Genomic DNA, 19,180 nt, shown 5'->3' with positions numbered 1-19,180 from the left:
ATAGGCATGGCAAGCGACCCGAACGATCCAGATATCAGAGACACTCGGTTCGCGGCACTTCTGGCAAAGCCTTTGCCGGAACGACCAGCCGCAGATAGCAGTGTTCGCGTCGGTCGCTCCGGCCGTGAGTTCTGCATATATCCCGCTCAACTGGGCTATGACCTGCAGGAAGAACTCGATTTCCTGTCCAATCGAGTGCTTGAGCCCAATATTTTCTTTACCGGCAAGCTGCTTGCCCCGGCCATGCCACGCGTGGATGACCGGTCCGTCCGCTTCGCCCTGATGCGTGACGAAAACGGCAGTCGCAGCCGGATGCGGTTTTTGATGCCGTTCACGGTCGAAAAGCCGGGCTTTTCCATCGGCCCGACAATCCTACGTGCCTGGGCCAATCCGTTCGGCCCTCTCGGCACACCCCTTGTCGACGCCGAGGGCGCAGCGGAAACCATCGACAATTTGCTGGACGCTCTTTCCCAACCGGAACTACGCCTGCCGCACGTCCTTGTCCTGCCCATGCTGAGACTGGACGGGCCGTTCGTGCGGATGGTCAAGGCCATCGCACTCAGCCGCAACCTGCCACTGACCACCGCAGAACCTCATCACCGTGTGATGCTGGAAAGCCAAATCGACGCGCAGGCCTATCTGGAAAACAGGCTCACGCCGGTCGAATTTCAGACAATGGGCAAACACTGGCGCCATATCGAGGGTAGTGGTTCTCTCTCTTACGAGGTCGCGAGACAGCAGCAGGACATACGGTTGCGAACCGAGGAATTCCTTGCCCTCGAGGCCAGCGGTTCGAAGGGACGCAAGCGCTCCGCACTGGTCAGTGATCGGTACAGAGCGGCGTTTGCCCGCGAAGCGATTACCAATCTTGCGGAGATCGATGCGGTCCGTATCCACACCCTGAACCTAGATGGCAAAGCCATCGCCTCTGCGGTCGTCTTCATGACAATGGGTGAAGCCTATTTGTGGAAGATCGCGATCGATGAAACCTATCAGCCATATCAGATAGATCAGTTGCTCATGCAACGCCTGACGGAATGGCATCTTGATGACGCGAACATCATCCGTACCGATAGCTGCGCTGTTGATGAAGATCGGGAGCTGTCCGGCTTCTGGGCGGAGACCGCACAAATGGGAACACTCGTCATCGGATTGGCGCAGAACAGCGACCGCGATGTGAGACAGGTTGCCGCCCAGGTTCACATGTACAGAAACACCCGGAATCTCGCCCGCGTTTTGCGCGAACGCATCATGTCGCTGGCCAGGAAATAGAATTGGAGGAGCAGGAAAGCCCGCTCCTCCCTATTTCCTATCGCGATGCCGTCTGGATCATGCGGCAGAGTTTCGTCAAGGCAGCGTCGTAGCCACCATTCAGAATGTCTACGCAACGTTTCGCCAACTGCACACGCTCGTTACGCGACATGTTGTTGTAGGAATATATGGCGTCGCGAATGGCTCCCGGAGGTATTGTCCCTGGGCTGATCGTGCCGCCCGGCGTGCCGGGGGTGACTGGCCCCCCAGGCGTTCCCGGTGAGCCTATTCCCACGTCAACGCCGACGCCCGTCGTCGGCCCCACGCCGACATTGACATTGGCATTGAGACCTCTCGATCCGCCGACAGAGGCATTCACGTCAGCATTGACGCCGCCCCGCCCGCCCACATTGGCGCTGGTATTCGCGTTCAGTCCACTTGCTCCGCCAACCGAAGCATTGACGTCTGCTCCCAAGCCGCCACCGCTTCGTCCGCCGACATCCGCCCCCGCATTGATGCCGCCGCTTCCCCCGACAGATGCATTGGCGCTGATCCCACCCCGGTCATTGCCACCCACGCTTGCGCTCACTCCGCCTACGCTGACGTCAAGCGCGTTTGCCTGGAATGGCAGGACCAGACAGGCACTCAAAATCAAAGAAGATGTTATTTTTCTCATATCACTCTCCTCCTCCGCACGGGCTCGTTTGACACAAATACATTCTAAGCCGCCGGAAAACCTAAGATATGAGCATTTGCTAAAATGAAAAGATTTTATTATTAGGTGTAACTAATATGTGATCACGGGGGAAACGACGCATTTCTGCTCATAAGCGTAAAGCTGATGAGTTCGGGAGCTGAATTACCAAACACAAGATGTGAGGTGCCGTGGTAAGGGCGCCGCTGGCGATCGGCCACAAAAAAATCGCGTATATTAGCAAATTTTAGAAATGAAAAACGTCAATTCCCGCGTCGCATTAACAGACTAATTCCGTCGGCTATCTTGACGAAATCGTGGCAACGCGCAAAACTTTACCTGTCGTTAACACATGTGACGAAGAGGAACGAAAATGGTTGCGGGCTTCAACATGCTTTCATTCGATCTGTTCGGACTTGGTCGCAAGGCTCAGGAAGAAAAACTGAAAAGAGACGGCGGCTCCCCACAGGAGCAAAAGGTCAATGACGAGCAGGAAAACCATGATCGCGACAAGGAACATGAGTTGTTTTTCTGGTCGCTCTATCCAGTGATTTAAGATGTGCCTGCGCAAAGGTGGCGAATGGATGTCGCCACCTTTGCATTGCAGGTCTGTTCAACAAACTTGAGGCAAAGAGGGACTGATCCGTCCCTTCTTGCACTCACGCAATGGCGCGCCTCAAGCATTCCGGCGCGCGATTGCCGTTAAAGCTTTACCCAGCCGCCATTCTGTCTGGACGAGGCTATGCATGCTTCGACAAATGCCACGCCTTTCACACCATCATCGATGGTAGGGTAGACCACGGCCTTGTCTGGCTCTGTGCCTGCCCGCCTCGCATCGATGGCATTTGCGGCCTCGGTGTAGATGGTGGCGAAGGCTTCCAGATATCCCTCCGGATGACCGGACGGAATACGGCTGACACGGGCTGCAGCAGCGCCTGCTCCGGCACCCCCGCGGGTAATCAGTTGCTTTGGCTCTCCCAGCTTTGTGAACCAGAGATAGTTCGGGTCAGCCTGCGTCCACTCGATACCGGCCTTGCTGCCATAGACGCGCACTTTCAGGCCGTTTTCATTGCCCACCGCAACCTGGCTGCACCACAGCAGACCCTTGGCCGGCGCCTTGCCGTCCTTGGGCTTGAAACGCAGCATGACGTGGGCATTGTCGTCCAGACGACGGCCTTCCACAAACGTGTGCACATCGGCTGCAAGTTCATCGGCCTCCAGCCCGGAAATGAAGCAGCCAAGATTGTAGGCGTGTGTCCCGATATCGCCGGTAGAACCGCCTGCCCCTGACTGTGCCGGATCGGTGCGCCACACCGCCTGCTTTGCGCCGGTCTGTTCAACCGGTTCGGCAAGCCAGTCCTGAGGATATTCCATCTGGACCAGTCTAATGTCGCCCAGCGCGCCGCTTTCAACCAGCTCGCGGGCATGACGCGCCATCGGGTAACCGGTGTAATTGTGCGTCAGCACAAACAGCGCATCTGCCTTCTCGGCAACGGCTTTAAGCTTTTTGGCATCTTCCAGGTTCGAGGTTAGCGGCTTGTCGCAGATGACATGGATGCCGCGCTCAAGAAAAGCTTTCGCAGCCGGGTAATGCACATGGTTGGGCGTTACGATTGCCACAGCCTCTATGCCGTCGGCACGGGCAGCTTCCCGCTCCGCCATCTCCTCGAATGAGCCATAGCAGCGGTCTTCGTCCAGACCCAGTTCGAGGCCAGAAGCCTTTGATTTTTCCGGCGTGGAAGACAAAGCTCCCGCCACAAGCTCAAACCGGTTGTCCAGTCGCGCTGCCATACGGTGCACACCACCGATGAAGGCACCCGCACCGCCACCTACCATGCCCAGGCGAATGCGCTTGTTCGCCCTGTCGGTCGTCTTTCCTTCGATCGTCATATTGTCTCCTCGGAATTTATGAAAGGCCGAGCATTCGGCGATTGGCAGCATCGTCGGTGCCGCTGGAGGCGAAGTCGTCAAAGGCTTTTTCCGTAACGCGAATGATATGCGCCTTCACGAATTCGGAACCTTCCGCTGCACCGTCTTCAGGATGTTTGAGTGCACATTCCCATTCCACCACAGCCCAGCCGCTGAAATCATTCGCTGCCATTTTCGAAAAGACTGCGCCGAAATCCACCTGGCCGTCACCCAGCGAGCGGAACCGCCCTGCCCGTTCGACCCAGCCCTGGTAGCCGCCGTAAACGCCCTGTCGGCCGGTCGGATTGAACTCCGCATCCTTGACGTGGAACATCTTGATGCGGTCTTTGTAGATGTCGATATTGTCGAGATAATCCAGGCATTGCAGCACGTAATGCGAGGGATCGTAGAGCATGTTGGCGCGGCTGTGGTTCTTCACACGCTCCAGGAACATCTCAAACGTTACGCCATCATGCAGGTCTTCACCGGGATGGATTTCATAGCAGACGTCAACACCCTGTTCGTCCGCAAAATCAAGGATCGGCGTCCAGCGCTTGGCGAGCTCGTCAAAGGCGGCCTCGACCAGACCGGCGGGCCGCTGCGGCCAGGGGTATATGAACGGCCATGCAAGCGCGCCTGAGAATGTCGCATGGGCGTCGATGCCCAGGTTACGCGATGCCTTGAGCGCCATCTTCACCTGCTCGACAGCCCATTGCTGACGCGCCTTGGGGTTACCGCGCACCTCCGGTGCTGCAAAACCGTCAAACGCTTCGTCATAGGCCGGATGCACAGCGACAAGCTGACCCTGCAAGTGGGTCGAAAGCTCGGTCACTTCAACGCCGTTCTGACGGGCGACACCGGCAAATTCATCGCAGTAATCCTTCGATTCAGATGCTTTCTTAAGGTCGATCAGCTGTCCGGCCCAAGTCGGCACCTGCACCCCCAGATAACCCTTCTCAGCCGCCCATTTGGTAATGCCATCCCACGTATTGAACGGTGCGGCATCGCCTGCAAACTGACCGAGAAAAAGTCCCGGTCCCTTGATCGTCTTCATGAATTTCTCCTCCTGCATCGATACAGTTGAACGGTTCCAGCCTCACCGCCCACAACGCGGCATAAGCTAACCGCTGGTAAATTTCGTGCAACCCTCAAACATCAACGAGGCATGAGAATCTGCATCTTCACCTCGCCCGCTGGCGCGGAAGCGGCGATATCGAAGGCTTTGATACTGTCTTCGAAGTCAAAGGTGCGGGTAATCAGCGGCGCAACATCGATAGCGCCGGATGCAAGCATGTCGACGCAGCGACCAAACACGTTTGCATAACGGAAGACATGCTCCACCCGTGCTTCGCGGATCTGCGCTGCCACGACATCATAGGCGACCAGCTTTGTCGGCATCCCCACAAACACGACGGTGCCTGCGGGTCTCAAGGGCTCGAATACATGCGTGATGGCAACCTCTGCACCGGAGCACTCGAAAATGACATCCGCGCCCCAGCCATTGGTGGATTTCAACACCTCTTCGGCAAGGTTGCTTTCGCGCACATTGACCGTCTCGACGGGGCCAAGGCCACGCGCCATGTCCAGCTTGACCGGATCGACGTCGGACACAATCACCCGCGCACATCCCGCCGCAAGGGCCGCCAGAACCGTTACCAGACCGATGGGACCGGCGCCGATAACGACAGCGATATCACCGGGCTTGACCTTTGCCTGGGTGGCCGCCTGCACACCCACCGCCAGCGGCTCGACCATAGCGCCTGCAGCAAACGACACATTGTCAGGGAGTTTGAATGTATAGGCAGCCGGGTGAACGACGGATGCCCGCAACACGCCCTGGACGGGCGGGGTAGCCCAGAAACGTACGGCAGGATCGAGATTGTAGTGACCGATCCGGCTCGCACGGCTGATGGGATCGGGAATACCCGGCTCCATGCAGACACGATCGCCGACCGCAAGTGTGGTCACCTGGGACCCGACCTCGGTAACGGTACCGGAAGCCTCATGCCCGAGAATCATAGGTTCGCGCACCACGAAATTTCCGATGGCACCATGGGTGTAATAGTGCACATCGCTGCCGCAAATGCCGACCGTATGGATGGCGATGCGCACATCGTGAGGCCCGACCTCTTCATTTAGCGGCAAGGCACGTAACGACAGCTTGCCTTTTTCCTCCAGCACCAACGCGCGCTCTTCGCCCGATTTACCCTGAGACTGCATCGCGTCCTCCTAGACATCATCATCACTGCAATTGGGATAACAAAATAGAGAGCTCCCGAATAAGCAAGCTCTAAAAGAAACTTTTCCTAGCCGAACCTGTTTGCCATCGACGATAACCCCCAAGCGTCATCCAGAGGAGACAGAAAAATGCTATTGACGAGACGCGCCATCATGGCGGCGACAGCGGCAACCGCTGCGGCATCCGCCCTTTCCGCACCATCGCTTGCACAGGCAGCACTGCCGCTGACGCAGCCACCGCTTCCCTTTGCTGAAGACGCTCTTGCACCCCACATTTCCGCAAAAACCGTCGGCCTGCATTACGGCAAGCACCACGAAGCCTATTTCGACAAGCTGAACACACTGGCAAAGGGCACGCCCTATGCGGATATGGATCTGGAAGCCATCATGAAGGCTTCCGCTTCCAAGACGGCTGACAAGAAGATCTTCAACAACGCCGCACAAGCCTGGAACCACATCGTCTACTGGGAGCAGTTTACGCCGGGCGGACCGAACAGGCCCGACGGCAAGGCCGCAGAAGAACTGAATGCGGCATTCGGCGACTACGACAAGTTCGTAGAGAAAGCCGTTTCCACGTCCGATGAAGTCTTCGGCACCGGCTGGGTATGGCTGACCCGCGATGACCAGAACAAGCTTGCCCTTGTTGGTTATGAGGACGGCAACAACCCGGTCGCCGTCGGCAGACCCGCATATCTCGGCATCGATATCTGGGAACATGCCTATTATGTGGATTATGAGAACCGCAAACCGGCGCACATCAAGGCCGTTCTTGAAAATCTCGTGAACTGGCGGATCGTCGGCGACAAGATGACCAAGGCCTGATCGCCTGTCATCAAGATTTCATATCAATGGCGCCTTGAGAATTCGGGGCGCCATTCTTGCCTGAAATAGTGCCAGATAGCGAAGATGCAGCAGATTTTGTCTCATTCTCTAGACAAAGATTCTAATCCTTCCGCCTAAATTAGTATCAAAATCGCGGGAAGTTGAACATTTGGTCAAAAATGACCTGAATCGTTTAAGTTCCCCGCTTGAGTATGTGCAAGGTTTCTTATAACCACATTGCATCGGTAGTCGCGGAATAAGCGAGCCGGATACAAAAATTGGGAGCTCTATTATGAGATACAAAATTGGCCTAATCGCTGCGGCTCTGCTTTCGGCGACGTGCTTTGCGGGTGCCGCAAGCGCAAAAACCTTCGTATATTGCTCAGAAGGTTCCCCGGAAGGGTTCGATCCGGGCCTTTACACCGCAGGCACCACATTCGATGCCTCGGCCCACACCGTCTACAGCCGCCTTCTCGAATTCGAACCCGGCACCACCAAGCCAGTTGCTGGCCTGGCCGAGAGCTGGGAAGTGTCGCAGGACGGCACCGTCTACACCTTCAAGCTGCGCAAGGGCGTGAAGTTCCAGACCACCGAATTCTTCACGCCAACACGTGAATTGAACGCCGACGACGTCGTCTTCTCCATCGAGCGCCAGATCAAGACCGACAATCCATGGCATCAATATGTCACTGGCACGTCCTGGGAATATGCCGAAGGCATGGGCTTCCCCAAGCTGATCAAGTCCGTTGAAAAAGTCGACGACATGACGGTCAAGTTCACCCTGAACCGTCCGGAAGCTCCGTTCCTCGCGAACCTTGCGATGCCGTTCGCTTCGATCGTTTCGAAGGAATACACCGACAAGCTCGCCGCGGAAGGCAAGCAGGCCCAGTTGAACCAGATGCCTGTTGGCACCGGTCCATTCGCCTTCGTCGCCTACCAGCAGGATGCCGTTATCCGCTTCAAGGCCAACAAGGAATATTGGGGCGGCGCGCCAAAGATCGACGATCTCGTATTCGCCATCACCACCGATGCCGCCGTTCGTTTCCAGAAGCTGAAGGCTGGCGAATGCCACCTGATGCCTTACCCGAACGCTGCAGACGTCAAGTCGATGAAGGAAGACAAGTCCCTGACGGTTCTGGAGCAGGAAGGCCTCAACGTTGCCTACCTCGCCTACAACACCACGCAGGCTCCCTTCGACAAGCCGGAAGTCCGCAAGGCGCTGAACAAGGCCATCAACAAGAAGGCTATCGTTGACGCCGTGTTCCAGGGCATGGCAACACCTGCCAAGAACCCGCTGCCACCAACAATGTGGTCCTACAACGACAAGGTCGAAGACGACACATACGATCTGGAAGCAGCAAAGAAGATGCTGACAGATGCTGGCGTCAAGGATCTTTCGATGAAGGTCTGGGCGATGCCTGTTTCGCGTCCTTACATGCTCAACGCCCGCCGCGCTGCCGAAGTCATTCAGGATGATTTCGCCAAGATCGGCGTGAAGGTCGAGATCGTTTCCTACGAATGGGCCGAATATCTCGACCGTTCGAAGGCAAAGGACCGTGACGGCGCAGTCTTCCTCGGCTGGACCGGTGACAATGGCGATCCGGACAACTTCCTTGACACGCTGCTGGGTTGCGATGCCGTTGGCGGCAACAACCGTGCACAATGGTGCGACAAGGACTTCGACGCACTGGTGAAGAAGGCCAAGATCACCACCGATCAGGCTGAGCGCACCAAGCTTTACGAAGAAGCTCAGGTTGTCTTCAAGAAGCAGGCTCCATGGGCCACCATCGACCACTCCCTGTCCGTCGTTCCGATGCGCAAGGAAGTCACAGGTTTCGTCCAGAGCCCGCTGGGTGACTTCACGTTCGAAAACGTTGATATCGCCGAGTAATACCGGACGCATCTGAAAATGCCGCGTGTCTTGGTTCAAGGCGCGCGGCACTTGCGTTCTGCCCACACACAACAAGAAGCAGACCGAAAAGGTCGCTACTGCCAGCGCATAGGTTCCCGCGCGGAACAGATCGAAGGTTTTTCATGATTGGCTTTCTCGTGCGGCGTATCGCCGTGCTCATCCCGACCTTCATCGGGGTTTCCATTATCGCGTTCATGTTCATCCGGCTTCTGCCGGGCGACCCTGTCGCTCTTTTGTCCGGCGAACGCGTCATGTCGCCAGAGCGGCACGCGCAGATCAGCGCCGCCCTTGGCATGGACCGCCCCATGGTCATCCAGTATCTGGATTATCTGAAAGGCATCCTGTCGGGTGATTTCGGCACGTCCATCGTGTCCAAGTCGCCGATCATCGACCAGTTCTTTGCCCTCTTTCCGGCAACCGTCGAACTGTCCCTTTGCGCGATCATCCTTGCCATCGTCATCGGCGTTCCCGCCGGCGTGATTGCAGCCATCAAGCGCGGCTCGTTCTTCGACCAGACCATGATGGGCGTCTCGCTGGTCGGCTATTCCATGCCGATCTTCTGGTGGGGACCGCTGCTGATCATCCTGTTTGCAGGCATCCTGCAATGGACGCCGGTTTCGGGACGCATCTCGCTGATGTTCTTCTTCCCGCCGGTCACCGGCTTCATGCTGATCGACTCGCTGCTGTCGGGCCAGAAGGGTGCATTCGCCTCCGCCGTCAGCCACCTCATCCTGCCGTCCATCGTGCTCGCCACAATCCCGCTTGCGGTGATTGCCCGCCAGACGCGCTCGGCCATGCTGGAAGTGCTGTCGGACGATTATATCAGAACCGCCCGTGCCAAGGGGCTGTCGCCCTTCCGCGTGGTGGGACTGCATGCGCTGCGCAACGCGCTGATCCCTGTTATCACCACCATCGGCCTGCAGATCGGCGTCATGCTGGCAGGTGCGATCCTGACCGAGACGATCTTCTCCTGGCCGGGCATCGGCAAGTGGATGGTCGATAGCGTCTTCCGTCGCGATTACCCCGTGATTCAAGGTGGCTTGCTGCTGATCGCCGGCATCATCATGTTCGTCAATCTTGTTGTCGACGTGCTTTACGGCCTGATCAACCCGCGCATCCGCCACTAAGAGGTGACTAGTTCCATGGCTGAAACCACTCAGAGCCAGCCGGTCAGCAGCGCGGCGATGCGCCGCCAGATGCTGTCCGAATTCTGGCATTACTTCTCCGAAAACCGCGGCGCCGTCATCGGCCTCTATGTTTTCGCCATCATCGTGATCGTCGCCGTTTTTGCGTCGGTCATCGCCCCACACTCGCCGTTCCAGCAGTACCGCGATACCATCCTTCTGCCCCCGGCATGGATGCAGGGCGGCAACTGGAGCTTCCCGCTCGGAACCGATCCGCTTGGTCGCGACATTCTCTCGCGACTGATCCACGGTGCTCAATATTCACTGTTCATCGGCGTCTTCGTGACCAGCCTTTCGCTGACAACGGGCATCATCATCGGTGTCATCGCCGGTTACTATCGCGGCTGGCTGGACACGGTCATCATGCGGTTGATGGACATCATTCTCGCCTTCCCGTCGCTGCTTCTGGCGTTGGTTCTCGTCGCCATTCTGGGCCCCGGCCTGACGAATGGCATGATCGCCATCGCGCTCGTTCTTCAGCCGCACTTCGTGCGCCTGACGCGCGCCGCCGTCATGACCGAGAAGGAACGCGATTACGTCACCGCCGCCCGTCTGGCTGGTGCCGGTCCGTTGCGGCTGATGTTCAAGACCATTTTGCCCAACTGCATGGGCCCGCTCATCGTTCAGGCCACACTGTCCTTCTCGAACGCCATTCTCGATGCGGCCGCCCTTGGCTTCCTTGGCATGGGTGCCCAGCCGCCCGCGCCTGAATGGGGCACCATGCTTGCCGAAGCGCGCGAATTTATTCTGCGCGCCTGGTGGGTCGTTACTTTCCCCGGCCTTGCCATCCTGATCACCGTTCTCGCCATCAATCTGGTGGGCGATGGACTGCGGGATGCGCTTGACCCGAAACTGAAGAGGTCCTGACATGGCACTTCTGCAAGTCGATAATCTGACCGTCGAGTTTGAAACTGCCAATGGCTGGTTCCGCGCCGTGGACGGCATCTCCGTTTCCGTCGAGAAGGGCGAAGTCCTCGCCATCGTCGGAGAATCCGGTTCCGGCAAATCCGTCTCGATGCTGGCCGTGATGGGGCTTTTGCCCTGGACCGCCCGCATTACCGCCGACCGTATGCTGTTTCAGGGCAAGGATATCCAGAAGATCAGCGCGTCCGAGCGCCGTACACTGATCGGCAAGGACATTGCCATGATCTTCCAGGAACCGGTGGCCAGCCTCAACCCCTGCTTCACCGTTGGTTTCCAGATCGAGGAAGTCCTGCGCATCCACATGGGCATGGACAAGAAGACGCGCCACGCCCGCGCCATCGAACTGTTCACCCTCGTCGGCCTGCCCGACCCGGAAGAGCGACTGAAGCATTTCCCGCACCAGATGTCCGGTGGCCAGTGCCAGCGCGTGATGATCGCGATTGCCATTGCCTGCAACCCGAAGCTTCTGATCGCCGATGAACCGACAACCGCGCTTGACGTGACCATCCAGAAGCAGATCCTCGATCTGCTGATGAAGCTGCAGGCCGAAAACGGCATGGGCCTCATCATGATTACCCATGACATGGGCGTGGTGGCGGAAACCGCCGACCGCGTGGTGGTGCAGTACAAGGGCAAGAAGATGGAGGAGGCCGATGTGCTTTCCCTGTTTGAGAACCCCAAGAGCAACTATACCAAGGCACTGCTGGCCGCCCTGCCCGAAAATGCGACCGGTGACCGCCTGACGACCGTTTCGCAATTCTTTGACGGCACGCCCACGCCTGCTGCGGGAGAAACAGCATGACCGCCAACAACACCATGCTCGAAATCCGCAACATGAAGCGCGATTACCGCCTGCCCGGCGGCTTCATGAAGCCGGAGAAGATCATTCATGCGGTGAAAGGGGTGTCTTTCGCCCTCGAAACCGGCAAGACCCTGGCAATCGTCGGCGAAAGCGGCTGCGGCAAGTCCACGCTGGCCCGGATGCTGACCTTCATCGACGAGCCGACTTCTGGCGAATTGCTGATCGATGGGCAGAAGGTCGATACCCGTCCCGGCCATCTGACGGCTGAGATGCGCCAGAAGGTGCAGATCGTGTTCCAGAACCCCTATGGTTCGCTGAACCCGCGCCAGAAGATCGGCGACGTCCTTGGCGAGCCGCTGCTGATCAACACGAACATGTCCTCGGCAGAGCGCCGCGAAAAAGCCAATGACATGCTGGTGCGCGTGGGTCTGGGGCCTGAACATTACAACCGCTATCCGCACATGTTCTCCGGCGGCCAGCGCCAGCGTATCGCCATTGCGCGCGCGCTTATGCTGAACCCGAAGCTGCTGGTGCTGGACGAACCGGTATCGGCGCTCGACCTTTCGGTGCAGGCACAGGTGCTGAACCTGCTTGCCGACCTGCAGGACGAGTTCGGCCTGACATATGTCTTCATCTCGCATGACCTTTCGGTGGTCAAATATATCGCTGACGAAGTCATGGTGATGTATTTCGGCGAAGCCGTGGAATATGGCACACGCGAGGAGGTTTTCTCCGACCCGAAACATGCCTATACCCGCACGCTTTTTGCCGCGACACCTAAGGCAGACGTGGAGTCCATCCGCGCCCGCGTTGCCGCCAAGAAACTGGCAAAGGCAGGTTGAAATCGACAAGCCCGGCCCTGCCGGGCTTGAAGCCGCTGGTGTGGCACGTTTGAAGTCTTATGACTTTAACGCCGTGGTACCGCTCAGCCTCGGCGGAGCGTTAGCCTCTTTCGCGATCTTAGAGGCGGATCACACTGGGTATGGCTCCCCTTGGAGCTCAAGTCGCATATGGCTGTACTACTCCGGACAGTCCTCATTGAAGTGACATTCACCTGCAGACTGAGCCCGGAAATTCCGGGCTTTTCCATTTGCGGATAGCGGCGTGGCTGCTTACGGCGGCAGGCGCTGCTCGGTCCATTCAATCCTGTCAAAAAACCCGGCGACCTCTATTCCAAGCTTCGCCGTTCACGCGGCAGAGGCTGCCCGTGGTATGCTTCCTTCTCTGGCCCCATGACCATTTGCGGCCATGGGTATGTCGGACGGGGCGCTGCAAGCTGCCTCGTTGGGTAGTCTATAAGTGGCACCTTTCAGCGCCCCGTTCGGCTCTTTTGGCCAAACAGCAATCCTCTTGCCACGGCTGGCAGACACCGGATGGCAAGGGTAAAACCTTGCCGGAGAGCCGGTCGGACATTGCCAAGGCCCGACCCTTCCCATCCGGGTGGTGCCATCCCTTGCGGAAAGGCACCCTGCCAGTTCAGCCACACCTGCCTTCGCCTCTGCCCGCGCCGAAAAATCAAGGCGCAGACCGGAACGACCCGTCTCCCGCAAGATCCGCACCCGCCAGCCCCGGCCAGGTGCATCCCTTGCGATCCGTCCGCACCGTCTCAATGAACGGGCGGGGCAGATGCAGCGTCTTCCTGTGTACCGCCTGACTTTCGCTTCAATCCCTTGTGGTCGCGTTCGACCAGAGGGACGATGAGCTGTCGGTACACCCGGCGACGAGGCTCCTGGCACATGGAAGGGCGACTTCAGACTGTGGTTCAGCCTGACGACGCCATCCACGCAACCAGGTCGGGCATCGAGAGCGTGACGACAGCCGGTCCGAAACCGCGTCACCCTCCTCCCGTTGCCGCCGGGGGGATTGCTGCTCGACCCCGATGACCAAGAGGATGCGTAGCCTCTTACCCACCAGCGCCGATCCCGCCTCGCCGCAACGCCTTGCGGTGTATCCGAGGGCGGAACGGGAGAATTGTGCTTCAGGTGCAGAGGGTGTGAATGAAATGCAGAAAGAATTTTGAGGGTTTTTGCGGGGGGAAGCGGCAAGGTGTTGATTTGGCGTGGGTATTTTTGTGCGGCGCCACCCCACCCTCCGTCACCCCGGACTTGATCCGGGGTCCAGCAGGCGCGCGTCTGCGCGCCGGGAGACGTCTTCGTACGACCGCCCCGTTGTTTGAGTCCTCTCGCCTTGCAGACGCAAGGCGGCTGGATCCCGGATCAAGTCCGGGATGACGGGGGAGAGTGCCTCAAGATGCCGACGAGAGGATGTGCCACGGGTGGACGAGAGGAAGTGGCCGGGTGACGAAAGCTGGTGTGACGGTCTGAAACCTATACCCGGGCCGCAAATCAGCCGGATGTGGGGCGGCGGGCGTGGATGGCGTAGCGGTGCTGGATGCCGCGGGCGGTGGCCTTGAGGATGTTCCAGTTTTTCGCCTGCGTTTTGTGGATCTCGCGCAGGTCCGTATCGATCACCACGTCTTCGAAACCCGCTTCCCGCAGAAGGGCGGCGACGGCTTCGGCGCGGGCGCCTTTCGAGAAATAGACGCGTGACAGGATGCTGTTATGCGTTCCGGCCATGTCGGAGGGCATATGGACCGGTTCCGGCTTCAGGACACCCATTTTCAACAGCTTATCCGCCAGCTTCTTCAACAGCTTTTCAGCGAGGCTGACATTCACGAAATCACCATCGACAATGAGGACGCTGCCGCCGGGCTTGAGCACCCGCAGCCACTCCTGAAAGGCTGCTTTCGGATCTACCAGCGTCCAGACCAGATGGCGGTTGATGATGACGTCATGGGCCGCATCCGGCTCCATGGTATTTTCGGCATCGCCCATGCGAAAGGTGATGGAGCGATTGCGATGCTTTGCCTTGGCCTTGGCCCGCTCCAGCATGGGTTCGGCCCAGTCGAGCCCCGTAACGCGATAGCCGAGATCATCCATGACATGCGAAATGACGCCAGTGCCGCTGGCAAGATCAAGAGCGCTTCTGCCTTCCCCACGGCCAAGATGTTTTTCAACGAGACGGTGCCAGGCTGCCCGTTCTTCTTCGGAAAAAATCTCGTGGCCGGGCGAAAGATCGAAAGTGGCGGCGCGCGCCGACCAATATGCCTTGATTTCATCCCGAAGACCAAAGTTGGTCCCGTAACTATCCGCACCGCCCATGACGTCCAACCTTCACGACTGCCAGTTTTGAAAAGCTCTAAAAGATAAAACTTGACTACGTCAATCATAAATCCTTAAAGCGCAGTCAGTTTTACTGGAGAACAATTTCGATGCGCATTAGAGGCAAATCCGCCATTCTTGCAATGGGTCTTTTCGTTTCCACTGTTTTGCCAGCGCTTGCCGACAAGGTCACCATCAAGGATGTGACGGGCCGCGACGTTGAGGTAAACGTGCCGGTCAAGCACGTCATTCTGGGCGAAGGCCGACAGATCTACTTCCTCGCGGCGCTCGACAAGAGCAACCCGTTCGAGCATGTGGTTGGCTGGCGCGACGATCTTGCCAAGGCAGACCCGGAAACCTACCAGGCCTATCTTGCCAAGTACCCAGACATTGCAAAGCTGCCGACATTCGGCGGGATGAAGGACGGCACCTTCGATATCGAGCAGGCCGTTTCGCTGAAGCCCGACGTGATCCTGATGAACATCGACGCCAAGACGGCGACCGAGGAAGCCGGTTACATCGAAAAGCTCGGCAAGGTCGGCATTCCGCTCGTCTATGTCGACTTCCGCGAAAAGCCGATGGAAAACACCGAGCCAAGCATGCGCGTGATGGGCAAGCTGATGGGCCGGGAAGATGTGGCGGAAGACTTCATCAAATTCCGCGCCGACAACATCAAGAAAGTCACCGACATCCTCGACAAGGAAAAGCCGAAGAAGCCGGTTGTCTTCGTTGAGCGCGCAGGCGGCTATTCGGACGATTGCTGCATGTCCTTCGGCAATGAAAACTTCGGCAAGATGGTCGAAATTGCCGGTGGCATCAACATGGCCAAGGACATCATTCCCGGCACTTTCGGCACGGTCAATCCGGAGCAGGTGATCGCCTCCAACCCGGACCAGATCATCATCACCGGCGGCAAGTGGGATGCCTATGTGCCCGGCGGCAACTGGGTGGGCGTGGGCTACGGTGCGGACCTGAAGGAAGCACACCGCAAGCTGGAAAACCTGACGAAGCGCCCTGCTTTCACCGGCGTCAAGGCTGTCGCCGATGGCAATGTCCACGCCATCTGGCACCAGTTCTACAACAACCCGTATCAGTTCGTCGCCATCCAGGAAATTGCCAAGTGGCTGCATCCTGACCTGTTCAAGGATCTGGACCCGCAGGCGACCTTCAAGGAACTGCATTCCCGCTTCCTGCCGCTGGAATACAAGGATGGCTACTTCGTATCGCTGAAGAACGACAGCTAAGGCGCGAAGGCCGCGCCGGTGCAACCGTTGGCGGAGCCGAACCGAAGGCTCCGTCACCACTCCAGAGGATCGAAAGGACCACCATGTCGCTCAGCCCGTTCAAGCGGATCGCCGCTCTCATGCTCGCGCTTGTTTCAGCGCCCGCATTTTCAGCCGAAATAACCGATTCCGCCGGGCGAAAGGTGGAGATCGACGCGCCCGCAAAGCGGGTCATCGTCGGTGAGGCGCGGCAGATCCACGTGATTGCGGCGCTGAAGAACGACACGACATTCGACACCATCGTCGGCTGGCGCGATGACGTGATCACCAAGGATCCCGACAGCTACCAGGCGTATCTGGAGCGCTTCCCGCAGATCGCGAAGCTGCCGAAGTTCGGCTATCTGCCACAGGGGGATTTCAGCCTGGAGCAGGCCATTTCCCTGTCGCCCGATGTGATTACGCTGAACCTTGAAGTGGAAAAGACGGCCAAGGAAAGCGGCTTTGAGGAAAAGGCCGCGGCAGCGGGCATCAAGGTCGTCTATGTCGATTTTCGCCTCAACCCGGACAAGAACAGCGAAAACTCCATCCGAAATCTCGGCGTTATCTTCGGTGCCGAAAAGAAGGCCGAAGAATTCATCGCCTACCGCCGCGACCAGATTGCGCTGGTGACGGACAAGCTTGCTGCCACCAAGGACCTCAAGCGTCCCAACGTCTTCATCGAGCGGGCGCCGGGAATTTCCGGCGAGAACACCTGCTGCCGCACCTTCGGTCCGGTCAACTTCGGCGCCATGGTGGAACAGGCCGGTGGCCACAACATTGCAGCCGATGTCATCAAGACCACGTTCGGCGATCTCAATCCTGAGCAGTTGCTGGTGGCAAACCCTGAGCATGTGATCGTAACAGGCTCCAACTGGGCGGCGGAGTCGGACATCAACCAGTTCGTGCCGGTTGGCCGCGGGGCAGACATGGCGATTGCACGCGAGCGCCTTGCCAAGCTGATGACACGCACACCCTTTACCGAGCTGGAGGCTGTCAAGAAGGGTAACGCCCATGCGGTCTGGCACCAGTTCTACGGTGCGCCTTATGAGTTCGTTCCCATTCAGCAATTTGCAAAGTGGTTCCACCCCGAACTCTTTGCGGATCTGGACCCGGAAAAGAATTTTGACGAATTCCACAAAAAATTCCTGCCGGTGAGCTATAAGCCCGGATATTTCGTATCGCTTGAAAAAGGTTCCAACTGATGGCCACGCTGGTGGAAACTGAGATCAAGGCAACGGGGCGCGAGCAATATCGCGCCCTTGCCGCGCGTCGCATCCTGATCCTGATCGGCCTTGTTGTGGCCCTGTGTCTCAGCATCGCCACCGACATGGCGCTCGGCCCGGCGCGCTATTCCCTGTCTGAAGTGATCGGCGCGATCATGGATCCGGCGGCGGTGGCAAACCAGTTGCGCGTGGTGATCTGGGATATCCGTATGCCGATCGCGCTGATGGCGGTGACGGTTGGCGCCTCGCTGTCGGTGGCCGGTGCGCAGATGCAGACGATCCTTTCCAACCCGCTTGCCAGCCCCTTCACGCTCGGCATTTCGGCTGCCGCGAGCTTCGGTGCGGCGCTCGCCCTTGTCGGCGGCGTTGCGATTTTCCCCGGTGCCGTGGAATATATGGTGCCGATCAACGCATTCCTGATGGCGATGCTGGCGGCGATGTTCATTCACTTCGCTTCGACGATGCGCGGCGTTTCCGTCGAAACCATCGTTCTGCTCGGTATTGCACTCGTTTTCACTTTCAACGCCGCCCTTTCGCTGCTGGAATATCTGGCTTCCGAACAGGCGCTTGCCGCCGTGGTGTTCTGGACCATGGGCAGCCTGACCAAGGCGACGTGGCCGAAGGTCTATGTGACAGCCGCCATCCTGGTGCTGACCGTGCCACTGTTCATGAAAAATGCCTGGGCGCTGACGGCGTTGCGGCTGGGCGATGACAAGGCCGCCAGCATGGGCGTGAATGTGCGCCGCCTGCGGCTGCAGACCATGCTGACAGTGAGCCTTCTAGCCGCAATTCCGGTTTCCTTCGTCGGCACCATCGGTTTCATCGGCCTTGTCGGACCGCACATTGCCCGCATGGTCGTTGGCGAGGACCAACGGTTCTTCCTGCCCGGCTCGGTCATTTGCGGAGCTTTGCTGCTGTCCGTCACCTCGGTTGTGAGCAAGGTCCTGATCCCTGGCGCCATTCTGCCGATTGGCGTCATCACCGCGCTGGTGGGCGTGCCCTTCTTCTTTGTCCTCATTTTCTCCAACAGGAGACGCGCATGGTAGCCCTTGCCCTTCAGGACGTCGGCGCACAATATGGGCGCACCACCGTTCTTGCCAATGTGACCATGGACATGCTGGAAGCCGGAAGCGTGACGGCCGTCATCGGCCCCAACGCAGCCGGAAAATCCACCCTGTTCAAACGCATTGCCGGTCTTATCAAGGGCCCCGGCGTCGTAACGCTTTCGCAGACCGAACAGGGTCCGCGCACCATCTGTTACATGCCGCAGGACACCGGCGCCAATGCCGTGCTGACCGTTTACGAATCCATTCTGCTTTCGGCAAAGCAGGGCAGCGGCTGGAAAGTCCATGACGACGAACTGGCCGAAATCGATGCGATCTTGAAGGCGCTGAACATCCACAACCTTGCCTTCCGGGGGCTTGGCGAACTTTCCGGCGGCCAGCGGCAGCTGGTATCGCTGGCGCAGGCGCTGGTGCGCAAGCCCGAAGTGCTTCTGATGGACGAGCCGACATCGGCGCTTGACCTGCACCGGCAGGTGGAAGTGCTCGACTTCATTACCCAGCTTGCCCGCCGCAACGGCATGATCGTGCTGATTGCCCTGCACGACCTGAACCACGCCCTGCGCTATTGCGAGCACACGATTGTCATTTCGAATGGCGAAATGGTTGTGAGCGGCCAGACCGGGACCGTGATTACACCGGACATGCTGCGCGACATCTACAAGGTGGATGCCCGCATAGAAATGTGCTCGCGCGGACAACCCTTCGTTCTCGTGGATGGGACGGCCTGAGGCCAGT

17 protein-coding genes are annotated in these 19,180 nt (G+C 58.4%); 12 read left to right on the top strand and 5 right to left on the bottom strand.

Going from position 1 to position 19,180, the window contains the following annotated elements; genetic code table 11:
* The first annotated feature begins 6 nt into the window (after nt 1–6).
* Nucleotides 7–1,272: a GNAT family N-acetyltransferase gene (locus QRN85_RS01540; RefSeq protein ID WP_284756987.1), complete on the top strand. Its 1,266-nt coding sequence runs from the start codon at nt 7–9 to the stop codon at nt 1,270–1,272.
* Between the two features lie 37 nt (nt 1,273–1,309).
* Here QRN85_RS01540 and QRN85_RS01535 read toward each other — a convergent pair whose 3' ends face one another.
* Nucleotides 1,310–1,927, bottom strand: a complete 618-nt coding sequence (locus QRN85_RS01535; RefSeq protein ID WP_284756985.1) for a hypothetical protein — start codon at nt 1,925–1,927, stop codon at nt 1,310–1,312.
* 391 nt (nt 1,928–2,318) lie between these two features.
* On the opposite strand from QRN85_RS01535, the gene QRN85_RS01530 reads away from it, so the two are divergent.
* Nucleotides 2,319–2,501: a hypothetical protein gene (locus QRN85_RS01530; protein WP_062588359.1), complete on the top strand. Its 183-nt coding sequence runs from the start codon at nt 2,319–2,321 to the stop codon at nt 2,499–2,501.
* Between the two features lie 146 nt (nt 2,502–2,647).
* On the opposite strand, the gene QRN85_RS01525 is transcribed toward QRN85_RS01530, so the two are convergent.
* The 3 genes from QRN85_RS01525 to QRN85_RS01515 form a co-directional block, all read right to left on the bottom strand.
* Nucleotides 2,648–3,835, bottom strand: a complete 1,188-nt coding sequence (locus QRN85_RS01525; protein ID WP_284756983.1) for a Gfo/Idh/MocA family protein — start codon at nt 3,833–3,835, stop codon at nt 2,648–2,650.
* Between the two features lie 16 nt (nt 3,836–3,851).
* Nucleotides 3,852–4,907 carry a sugar phosphate isomerase/epimerase family protein gene (locus QRN85_RS01520; RefSeq protein WP_062588363.1) on the bottom strand — a complete coding sequence of 352 codons (1,056 nt, stop codon included), beginning with the start codon at nt 4,905–4,907 and terminating at the stop codon, nt 3,852–3,854.
* Nucleotides 4,908–5,008: 101 nt separating this feature from the next.
* A complete protein-coding gene (locus QRN85_RS01515; protein ID WP_284756981.1) occupies nt 5,009–6,073 on the bottom strand; it encodes an NAD(P)-dependent alcohol dehydrogenase in 1,065 nt (354 codons plus the stop codon).
* Nucleotides 6,074–6,220: 147 nt separating this feature from the next.
* Here QRN85_RS01515 and QRN85_RS01510 point away from each other — a divergent pair, with 147 nt between their 5' ends.
* From QRN85_RS01510 to QRN85_RS01485, 6 genes are all read left to right on the top strand, one after another.
* The gene (locus QRN85_RS01510) at nt 6,221–6,913 is read left to right on the top strand and encodes a superoxide dismutase (RefSeq protein ID WP_284756980.1); all 693 of its coding nucleotides are present in this window, start codon (nt 6,221–6,223) and stop codon (nt 6,911–6,913) included.
* A gap of 292 nt (nt 6,914–7,205) precedes the next feature.
* A complete protein-coding gene (locus QRN85_RS01505; RefSeq protein WP_062588369.1) occupies nt 7,206–8,804 on the top strand; it encodes an ABC transporter substrate-binding protein in 1,599 nt (532 codons plus the stop codon).
* Nucleotides 8,805–8,947: 143 nt separating this feature from the next.
* Entirely contained in the window at nt 8,948–9,952 is a 1,005-nt protein-coding gene (locus QRN85_RS01500) for an ABC transporter permease subunit (RefSeq protein ID WP_062588370.1), read from the top strand.
* A 15-nt stretch (nt 9,953–9,967) separates the two neighbouring features.
* The gene (locus QRN85_RS01495; RefSeq protein ID WP_062588372.1) at nt 9,968–10,876 is read left to right on the top strand and encodes an ABC transporter permease subunit; all 909 of its coding nucleotides are present in this window, start codon (nt 9,968–9,970) and stop codon (nt 10,874–10,876) included.
* A 1-nt stretch (nt 10,877) separates the two neighbouring features.
* On the top strand, nt 10,878–11,735 hold the full coding sequence (locus QRN85_RS01490) for an ABC transporter ATP-binding protein (RefSeq protein WP_112962094.1): 858 nt from the start codon (nt 10,878–10,880) through the stop codon (nt 11,733–11,735).
* Nucleotides 11,732–12,577: a dipeptide ABC transporter ATP-binding protein gene (locus QRN85_RS01485; RefSeq protein ID WP_062588373.1), complete on the top strand. Its 846-nt coding sequence runs from the start codon at nt 11,732–11,734 to the stop codon at nt 12,575–12,577. The genes QRN85_RS01490 and QRN85_RS01485 overlap by 4 nt, the downstream gene beginning before the upstream one ends.
* Before the next feature lie 1,503 nt (nt 12,578–14,080).
* On the opposite strand, the gene QRN85_RS01480 is transcribed toward QRN85_RS01485, so the two are convergent.
* The gene (locus QRN85_RS01480; protein WP_284756974.1) at nt 14,081–14,896 is read right to left on the bottom strand and encodes a class I SAM-dependent methyltransferase; all 816 of its coding nucleotides are present in this window, start codon (nt 14,894–14,896) and stop codon (nt 14,081–14,083) included.
* Between the two features lie 110 nt (nt 14,897–15,006).
* Between QRN85_RS01480 and QRN85_RS01475 the strand changes: the two genes are divergently transcribed.
* The 4 genes from QRN85_RS01475 to QRN85_RS01460 all read left to right on the top strand — a co-directional run bounded on the left by QRN85_RS01475 (nt 15,007) and on the right by QRN85_RS01460 (nt 19,173).
* Nucleotides 15,007–16,140: an ABC transporter substrate-binding protein gene (locus QRN85_RS01475; RefSeq protein WP_062590173.1), complete on the top strand. Its 1,134-nt coding sequence runs from the start codon at nt 15,007–15,009 to the stop codon at nt 16,138–16,140.
* A 119-nt stretch (nt 16,141–16,259) separates the two neighbouring features.
* Nucleotides 16,260–17,360: an ABC transporter substrate-binding protein gene (locus QRN85_RS01470; protein ID WP_502870754.1), complete on the top strand. Its 1,101-nt coding sequence runs from the start codon at nt 16,260–16,262 to the stop codon at nt 17,358–17,360.
* A complete protein-coding gene (locus tag QRN85_RS01465; protein WP_062590168.1) occupies nt 17,360–18,427 on the top strand; it encodes a FecCD family ABC transporter permease in 1,068 nt (355 codons plus the stop codon). Before QRN85_RS01470 ends, QRN85_RS01465 begins: the two co-directional genes overlap by 1 nt.
* On the top strand, nt 18,421–19,173 hold the full coding sequence (locus QRN85_RS01460; RefSeq protein ID WP_062590166.1) for an ABC transporter ATP-binding protein: 753 nt from the start codon (nt 18,421–18,423) through the stop codon (nt 19,171–19,173). The genes QRN85_RS01465 and QRN85_RS01460 overlap by 7 nt, the downstream gene beginning before the upstream one ends.
* Nucleotides 19,174–19,180: the final 7 nt, after the last annotated feature.

This window comes from Agrobacterium sp. fls2-241-TYG-188a (assembly GCF_030209845.1).
The sequence above is the reverse complement of the archived record's forward strand: the minus strand, read 5'-3'. Positions and strand labels throughout refer to the sequence as shown.

What these genes read in the sequence shown, in the direction of transcription:
- QRN85_RS01540 (WP_284756987.1), top strand. Translation starts at nt 7, where the DNA reads ATGGCAAGCGACCCGAACGATCCAGATATCAGAGACACTCGGTTCGCG.
- QRN85_RS01535 (WP_284756985.1), bottom strand. Translation starts at nt 1,927, where the DNA reads ATGAGAAAAATAACATCTTCTTTGATTTTGAGTGCCTGTCTGGTCCTG.
- QRN85_RS01530 (WP_062588359.1), top strand. Translation starts at nt 2,319, where the DNA reads ATGGTTGCGGGCTTCAACATGCTTTCATTCGATCTGTTCGGACTTGGT.
- QRN85_RS01525 (WP_284756983.1), bottom strand. Translation starts at nt 3,835, where the DNA reads ATGACGATCGAAGGAAAGACGACCGACAGGGCGAACAAGCGCATTCGC.
- QRN85_RS01520 (WP_062588363.1), bottom strand. Translation starts at nt 4,907, where the DNA reads ATGAAGACGATCAAGGGACCGGGACTTTTTCTCGGTCAGTTTGCAGGC.
- QRN85_RS01515 (WP_284756981.1), bottom strand. Translation starts at nt 6,073, where the DNA reads ATGCAGTCTCAGGGTAAATCGGGCGAAGAGCGCGCGTTGGTGCTGGAG.
- QRN85_RS01510 (WP_284756980.1), top strand. Translation starts at nt 6,221, where the DNA reads ATGCTATTGACGAGACGCGCCATCATGGCGGCGACAGCGGCAACCGCT.
- QRN85_RS01505 (WP_062588369.1), top strand. Translation starts at nt 7,206, where the DNA reads ATGAGATACAAAATTGGCCTAATCGCTGCGGCTCTGCTTTCGGCGACG.
- QRN85_RS01500 (WP_062588370.1), top strand. Translation starts at nt 8,948, where the DNA reads ATGATTGGCTTTCTCGTGCGGCGTATCGCCGTGCTCATCCCGACCTTC.
- QRN85_RS01495 (WP_062588372.1), top strand. Translation starts at nt 9,968, where the DNA reads ATGGCTGAAACCACTCAGAGCCAGCCGGTCAGCAGCGCGGCGATGCGC.
- QRN85_RS01490 (WP_112962094.1), top strand. Translation starts at nt 10,878, where the DNA reads ATGGCACTTCTGCAAGTCGATAATCTGACCGTCGAGTTTGAAACTGCC.
- QRN85_RS01485 (WP_062588373.1), top strand. Translation starts at nt 11,732, where the DNA reads ATGACCGCCAACAACACCATGCTCGAAATCCGCAACATGAAGCGCGAT.
- QRN85_RS01480 (WP_284756974.1), bottom strand. Translation starts at nt 14,896, where the DNA reads ATGGGCGGTGCGGATAGTTACGGGACCAACTTTGGTCTTCGGGATGAA.
- QRN85_RS01475 (WP_062590173.1), top strand. Translation starts at nt 15,007, where the DNA reads ATGCGCATTAGAGGCAAATCCGCCATTCTTGCAATGGGTCTTTTCGTT.
- QRN85_RS01470 (WP_502870754.1), top strand. Translation starts at nt 16,260, where the DNA reads ATGCTCGCGCTTGTTTCAGCGCCCGCATTTTCAGCCGAAATAACCGAT.
- QRN85_RS01465 (WP_062590168.1), top strand. Translation starts at nt 17,360, where the DNA reads ATGGCCACGCTGGTGGAAACTGAGATCAAGGCAACGGGGCGCGAGCAA.
- QRN85_RS01460 (WP_062590166.1), top strand. Translation starts at nt 18,421, where the DNA reads ATGGTAGCCCTTGCCCTTCAGGACGTCGGCGCACAATATGGGCGCACC.